Source organism: Enterococcus florum, assembly GCF_004309355.1.
Classification (GTDB): domain Bacteria; phylum Bacillota; class Bacilli; order Lactobacillales; family Enterococcaceae; genus Enterococcus_A; species Enterococcus_A florum.
The window spans coordinates 49,832-57,067 of the sequence record NZ_BJCC01000037.1 but is presented as its reverse complement, the minus strand read 5'-3'; the positions used below and the strand labels follow the sequence as shown (position 1 = coordinate 57,067).

At 40.0% G+C, this 7,236-nt stretch carries 6 protein-coding genes; all 6 read right to left on the bottom strand.

Annotation, left to right across the window (positions count from 1 at the left end):
- Positions 1-526: 526 nt before the first annotated feature.
- Positions 527-2,032, bottom strand: coding sequence for a HAMP domain-containing sensor histidine kinase (locus NRIC_RS18135; protein ID WP_146624131.1), 1,506 nt, complete (start codon positions 2,030-2,032; stop codon positions 527-529).
- Positions 2,029-2,715 carry a response regulator transcription factor gene (locus tag NRIC_RS18130; RefSeq protein ID WP_146624130.1) on the bottom strand — a complete coding sequence of 229 codons (687 nt, stop codon included), beginning with the start codon at positions 2,713-2,715 and terminating at the stop codon, positions 2,029-2,031. Before NRIC_RS18130 ends, NRIC_RS18135 begins: the two co-directional genes overlap by 4 nt.
- Before the next feature lie 154 nt (positions 2,716-2,869).
- Positions 2,870-4,291, bottom strand: coding sequence for an NADP-dependent phosphogluconate dehydrogenase (gene gnd, locus NRIC_RS18125; protein WP_146624129.1), 1,422 nt, complete (start codon positions 4,289-4,291; stop codon positions 2,870-2,872).
- 144 nt (positions 4,292-4,435) lie between these two features.
- On the bottom strand, positions 4,436-4,615 hold the full coding sequence (gene rpmF / locus NRIC_RS18120; protein ID WP_146624128.1) for a 50S ribosomal protein L32: 180 nt from the start codon (positions 4,613-4,615) through the stop codon (positions 4,436-4,438).
- A gap of 59 nt (positions 4,616-4,674) precedes the next feature.
- Complete coding sequence (locus NRIC_RS18115; protein ID WP_146624132.1) at positions 4,675-5,226, bottom strand: YceD family protein; 552 nt, start codon at positions 5,224-5,226, stop codon at positions 4,675-4,677.
- Positions 5,227-5,437: 211 nt separating this feature from the next.
- Positions 5,438-7,222, bottom strand: coding sequence for a pyruvate kinase (gene pyk / locus NRIC_RS18110; RefSeq protein ID WP_146624127.1), 1,785 nt, complete (start codon positions 7,220-7,222; stop codon positions 5,438-5,440).
- Positions 7,223-7,236 lie beyond the last annotated feature (14 nt).

The following is a 7,236-nucleotide window of genomic DNA, read 5'->3' as shown; positions in this document are numbered from 1 at the left end:
TTTGAAACAGTCTTAGACTGTTCAGCTCAATTTAAAAATTGATTCGCTAGCATAGTTGCTTGCTGTATTGTTTGCTTCTATTATTATAGAAGCGCCCTACACATTTGGTTTGTTTTATTCGTTCAGTTTTCAAAGGTCTACGTGGCGTTGCTTTGTTTCAGCAACTCTTAAATCTTATCACTTAGCCGTTTTAATGTCAACAACTTTTTTTCAAGTTTTTTCGGTTTAAAAAAACATGATCATCACTGTTGCTCATCAGCGACTTTATAAAAATACCACAAGTGAAATCATCCGTCAACAATAAAATCAAATTATTTTTCTGAAGGATTGCATCTCGTTGGAACAAATAATAATATAGCAATCTTCCCGCCTTATTGCAACAAAAAAATGCTTATTTTGTCGAATTATTTTTTTAGACGAACAAAACAGATTGTTCAATAAGGAACGTTCGATTTTTTTGGCAAAAATAACACTTTCAATCAAAAGCGCCTATTGGAATCTTCGCATAAAAAGACGACTGACTTTTTTAATCAGTCGTCTTTTTATCGACCATTGGAATGACGATTCTGAAAATCGTCCCTTTCCCAATGGAGCTTTCTACACTAATATGCCCTTTGTAGCTTTCTAACAGCTTATGAGCGATTGATAGCCCGAGCCCATTCCCGCCTTTGGTTCGGGCACGTGCTTTGTCCACTCGATAAAATCGATTGAAGATTTTATCAATATCTTCATCGGGTATTCCTTCTCCAAAATCTTGAATAGCAATTTCAAACTCATTCAATGTTGAGGAGATCGAGACATGAACTTCTTTGCGCTCTGTCGAATACTTCACAGCGTTATCCATGATAATAATCAAGATCTGCTCCAAATGGTTGCGATAAATTTTTAACGCACGTTCTTTTTCTAAATCGTCATCAAGAGTGAACGTAAATTCTGGATACAACAATTTGAAATTATTAAAGACTTGGTACGTCACTTCTTTGGCATTCGATGTTTCATTCCCATAATAAACATCAACCTGTTCAGCACGAGAAAGATCCAGCATTTCCTGTACCAAGCTTTTCATTCTTGTAATTTCCTGTAAACTCGCTTGAATCGATTCTTCTAATATTTCGGGATCATCTTTTCCCCAACGGTTTAATAAACTCAAATGACCCTCGATCACAGCCACAGGTGTACGTAGTTCATGAGAAACATCCTCAACAAACTGTTCCTGTTGTTTGATATACATTCGAATCCGATCGATCACATCATTGAAGATGGCTGCTAAATCGGCCAACTCATCATTTGTAGGAATATCCGGAACATGAACATCGACTTGAGGATCCTGACGAATGATTTCCATTGTATCCCGCAAAATCTTGACCGGTTTCAGGAAGTAAGAAGACAAAAGAAAACCTAAGAAACTGCTTAAAAGCAGTGAGACAATTTCTAAAACAACTAAAGTCAACAATAGCTTGCTGCGCATTTCGTAAAAATTGGATAGTTCATAAAAAACTTGCGCATAGCCAATCTTTTCTCTGGTATCTTTTGAATAGATTGGTTCAACAGCCAAAAATCCACTCTGGTCATCAATCCCGACGATCGTAGGATTTTTGCGTTCACTTTGCACTAATGGCTGGTATTCCTCTTGTGTTTTAAAAATCAATTTCTTATCAAGGTCATAAATACCTAGCGATAACTGCGGTTGTCCCAAATCAGCAATAAAGCTGTCCGTTCGCAGCATATTGCCTTCTAAGGTCATATTCTCATCATAGAGAGTATTTTCGGCATCATCGGACTCTGTCAAGGCGCGATAAACATTCACCAGGGTAAGCTCTTGATTGGCGTTAGATAATCTTGTAGAAACCTCGCCAATGGTCCGTTCTACGTTTGTTCTTTCTTTGGCAACAATCAAATTGATCGATGATTTGTACGTGATCACCGCAAAAATTGTAAAAACAACGAATATAAAGAAAGAACTTGTGAAGGCCCACTTGATTGTAAGAGAGGGCCCCTTCAGTTCTTGTTGTTTGTTGATTAATTTTCTCATGACCGCATAACGTAGCCCGTTCCGCGAACCGTTTGGATATAGCTGTCTTCACCAGGTACATCGATTTTATTACGCAGATAACGGATATACACATCGACTACATTGGTTTCAACTTCTGTCTCATAGCCCCAAACTTTGTTTAAAAGGACGTCACGAGCTAATACGACATTCACATTTTCCATTAATGTCAGTAATAATTCGTATTCACGCTTTGTTAATTCAATAATCTCACTTCCGCGACGAACTACCCGATTTTCCTTTTCAATCGTCAAATCACGGTAAGTGATCGTCGTTTGTTTTGCTACATTTTTATCTCCTTCAATATCGATTCGGCGAAGCAAAGCACGCAAACGCGCTAACAACTCTTCGATAGCAAAAGGTTTTACAATATAATCATCTGCTCCATGATCAAGTCCCGATACACGGTCGATCACAGAGTCTCTAGCAGTCATCATAATGATCGGCGTGTTCTTCACTTGTCTGACACGTCTGCACACTTCCAAACCGTTAAGCTCAGGCAGCATCAAATCAAGCAAAATGGCATCCCAGTCATTTTCTAATGCAGCTTCCAAACCTGTACGTCCATTATAATGAACTTCTGTCTCATAACCTTCGTGTTTTAACTCTAACTCAACAAACCGAGCTAGATTTTTCTCATCTTCAATGATCAGAATATTACTCATTCTCAAATTTCCTTTCCGGATTGGTCTTGATTAAGGCACTATCATCATAGGTCTAAACCTTTTAAAAGGCTATAGCCATTTTATCACGAATCTTCAAATAAAAAAACTAGGGAACCTTAATCTAATGAGAATTCCCTAGTTTTTTAATGACTTTTTATTCTTCGTAATACCAACTGTAATGATAAATGCCTTCTTTATCTAAGCGTTGATACGTATGTGCTCCAAAATAGTCTCGTTGCGCCTGAATCAAATTGGCTGGTAAACGCTCAGCACGATACGAATCGTAATACGTAATAGCAGAAGAAAAGGTTGGCACAGGAATTCCTGCTTGTACAGCAATTGCCACTACTTCACGGACGGCTTGCTGATACTTTTTAGTGATTCCTTGAAAATACTCATCCAGCATTAAGTTCGCTAAGTCTTCATCCTTTTCATAAGCATCTGTGATCTTTTGTAAAAATTGTGCTCGAATGATACACCCTGCTCGCCAAATCTTAGCAATATCGCCAAATGGCAGATTCCAATCGTGTTCCTTAGAAGCAGCACGCAATTGAGCAAAGCCTTGTGCGTAGCTCATAATTTTGCTGAAATAAAGCGCCTCACGAATTTTTTCGATCAATTCTTTTTTATCGCCTTCATAAGAAAACTCTTTAGGTTTTGCCAATACTTTACTTGCCGCTAAACGTTCATCTTTATACGCCGAAATGAAACGAGCAAAAACAGATTCAGTGATCAACGGTAATGGTACTCCTAAATCAAGAGAGCTTTGCGAAGTCCATTTGCCAGTTCCTTTGTTTCCTGCAGCATCCAAAATGACGTCGACGATTGGTTTATCTGTTCCCTCGTCATCTTTTCTGGTCAAAATATCAGCTGTAATCTCAATCAGATAGCTGTCTAGTTCTCCTTTGTTCCATTCAGCAAACACATCAGCCATTTCTTCAACCGACAATCCTAGTAATTGCTTCATCAAGTCATAGGATTCTGCAATCAGCTGCATGTCACCATATTCGATCCCATTATGGACCATTTTCACATAATGACCTGCCCCGTTTGGTCCGATGTAAGTAACACAGGGTTCCCCGTCTTTCGCTTTGGCTGCAATTTGTTCAAAAATAGGTGCTACTAAGTCGTATGCTTCTTTTTGTCCCCCCGGCATCATGGAAGGACCTTCTAAAGCACCCTTTTCTCCGCCAGAAACACCTGTACCAATAAAATTGATTCCTGAATTGGCTAATTCTTCGTTACGACGAATGGTATCTTCAAAAAATGTATTCCCGCCATCAATCAAAACATCACCCTTGTCTAAGTGCGGCAATAATTCCTGAATGGTTGCGTCAGTTGCTGGCCCAGCTTTCACCATTAACATAATACGACGAGGCTTTTCAATTGCAGTAACGAACTCTTCAATCGTAAAAGTAGGTTGGAAATTACGTGTCGGATGTTCATCAACCACTGCTTGTGTTTTTGACCCAGTACGGTTGAATAAAGCAACCTTATATCCTCTACTTTCGATATTCATGGCTAGGTTTTTCCCCATTACTGCCATTCCTACTACACCAAATTGTGCTTTTGACATAATATACCTCCTATAATATTGCGCTATCTTACTCATTATAGCCCAAGGTTGAAAAAATGAAAAAGAAATTGTGCGATTTACAGAAAAAAACCCCAAGACTCCATGGTTAGTCTTGAGGTTTTACTTTTCTATCAATAAAAGTAATTATGCTTCTTTAGACATAACGTCTTTTCCATCGTAATGGCCACAGTTGGCACACACGTGGTGGCTCTTCTTCATTTCGCCACAGTTAGGACATTCGTTCAATCCTTTGATGGTTAATTTGTAATGAGTGCGACGTTTCGCTTTTTTTGCTTTTGATGTTTTTCTAGCTGGTACTGCCATCGGTTCTTACACCTCCTTGTAAAATGAAGTATCTGCTTGAGATACATTTTATTCCAATCTTACTGGTCATCTTCTTCGCTGCTCAGCAGTTCCGATAATTTAGCAAGACGAGGATCAATTGTTTCTGCTTTTTCCCTTTGTGCAAGGTAGTCCTCTTCAGAGACGACTTGCCAATCATTGCCCTTCGGCAGCTCACTGGCTTCCTTCTCCTGCTCGCTTAACACTTGCATTGGAATAGCTAATAGAATGTTGTCTTCTACAGAATCAGTCAAGTCGATCGTGTCATTTTCCAACACTAAGATCTCATCATCGCGTTCTTCTTCCAATGAAGACCATTGCTCTTTTGTCATGAATATTTCATCGACTGAAAGATCAAGAGGGATTTCCACCGGTTCAAGTGAACGAGAAGAAGGGACAGTTAGCGTCGTCTTCAACTGATAGTGCAAAATGTATTCATTTTTTCCGACCGACAGAATCCCTGAAACAGTGACTGGTGCGACTGCCAAAACGTTTGAATCTCGTTTTGTCAATGCGTCATTCAAATCAAACGTCTCAGAAAAATTCAAGGGTTCCTCTTTATACCGACGTAATTCGCCGATTGACCATTTCATCATTCATCACCTCTAAGCAACAAAAGCTATTATACAGGTGGGGAAATTCTTTGTCAATGAAATTTTCTTGACACCTTATAGAAAACCCGATAATTCGAGCTTTCTATAAGCCAGATCAATGAAAAATCCAATTCGACCCGTCTGATCTCTCACCTTTTGGCGATCCATATAAAAAGACGAGTCGCCAGACGACGACCCGTCTATTTTTTCTTTAGATAGCTGTGGTTTCTCCGCGGTATACAATTCCACGACGAGGGTCAACAGTGATCAATTCACCATCTACCACAACGGAACTTGCATCCTTCGCACCAACGATTACTGGAATGTCTTGAGCGATACCGACAACTGCTGCATGAGAAGTTAATCCGCCTTCTTCCACGATCAAGGCAGCAGCTTTCTCGATAGCTGGCATGTATTCTTTGTCAGTTGTTGGCACAACTAATACCATGCCGTCCTTCGCTTTCTTCACAGCTTCTTCTGCAGATGATGCAATCACCGCATTAGCAACAACTGCTTTTTCACCAACACCTTGAGCACTCAAAAGTTTCGAACCAATCAATTGAATTTTCATTACATTGGTCGTTCCGCGTTCTCCAACCGGCACACCTGCAGTGATTAGGATTAGATCGCCTTCTTTGGCGAACCCAAGTTCAACGGCTTTTTTCGTTGCTAAGTCAAACATTTCATCCGTTGTAGTTGGTTTTTCAGCAACTGTTGGATATACACCCCAGTTAAGCATCAACCCGCGTTTGGTTTGTTCATCAAACGTAACTGCTAAAATATCAGCATCTGGACGGTATTTAGAAATCATTTTAGCCGTATACCCAGACTCGGTTGCTGCTACGATTGTTTTCACACCTAAGTTATGAGCTGCACGGGCAACAGATAGACCAATCGTTTCAGTCACATCTGTTTTATCGAATTCATTGATTTGGAAAGTGCCGCCTTCAGCCAAAGCTTTTTCAGCCTCTTGATCGATACGAGCCATCGTTGCTACAGCCTCTACTGGGTAGTCTCCGTTTGCAGATTCACCAGAAAGCATTGTTGCATCTGTTCCGTCAAACACTGCATTGGCAACGTCAGAAGCTTCCGCCCGTGTTGGACGAGGATTGCTTTGCATTGATTCCAACATTTGGGTTGCAGTAATTACAGCTTTCCCAGCGGCGTTACATTTTCTGATGATCGATTTTTGGACCATTGGAACTTCTTCAGCAGGTATTTCCACACCCATGTCTCCACGAGCAACCATGATGCCGTCAGAAACTTTTAGGATTTCATCGATATTGTCAATTCCTTCTTGTGATTCGATCTTAGAAAAGATTTGTACATGGGTCATTTCTTTTTCTTCTAAGATTTCACGAATGTCCAATACGTCTTGTGCTTTACGAACAAAACTTGCTGCAATAAAGTCAATATCATTGTCTAAACCAAAGCGAATATCCTCTGCATCTTTTTCAGTAATACCAGGCAAGCTGATAGAAACACCTGGTGCATTGACACCTTTACGAGAGCCAAGCATACCAGCATTTTTAACGACAACAACTAGTTCACGTGCTGCTTCGTCTTTATCAACGATTTCCATGTCGATCAGTCCATCATCAAAAAGAATGTGGCCGCCTACATGTACGTCATCAAACAATCCAGGGTAGGTTACTGCAATTTTTTCTTTAGAGCCTTTGTATTCAGGGTCCATCGAGATACGAGTTTGGTCTCCAACGTTAAATTGGATGTAGCCTGCACGACCAAAATCAGCATCAGTAGTATCTTGTACTGTTGTACGGATCTCCGCACCTTTTGTATCTAAAAGAATACCGACGTCTTTACCAGTTTTCTTCACAGCTTCACGAACCATCGTCATACGACCTAATTGTTCTTCATGATCCCCGTGAGAGAAGTTAAAACGAAAGACATTCGCACCAGACTCAATCAATTGAGAAATAATTTCCAATGTATTACTTGCTGGTCCTAATGTACTAACGATTTTTGTTTTTTTCATTACAAAACGCTCCT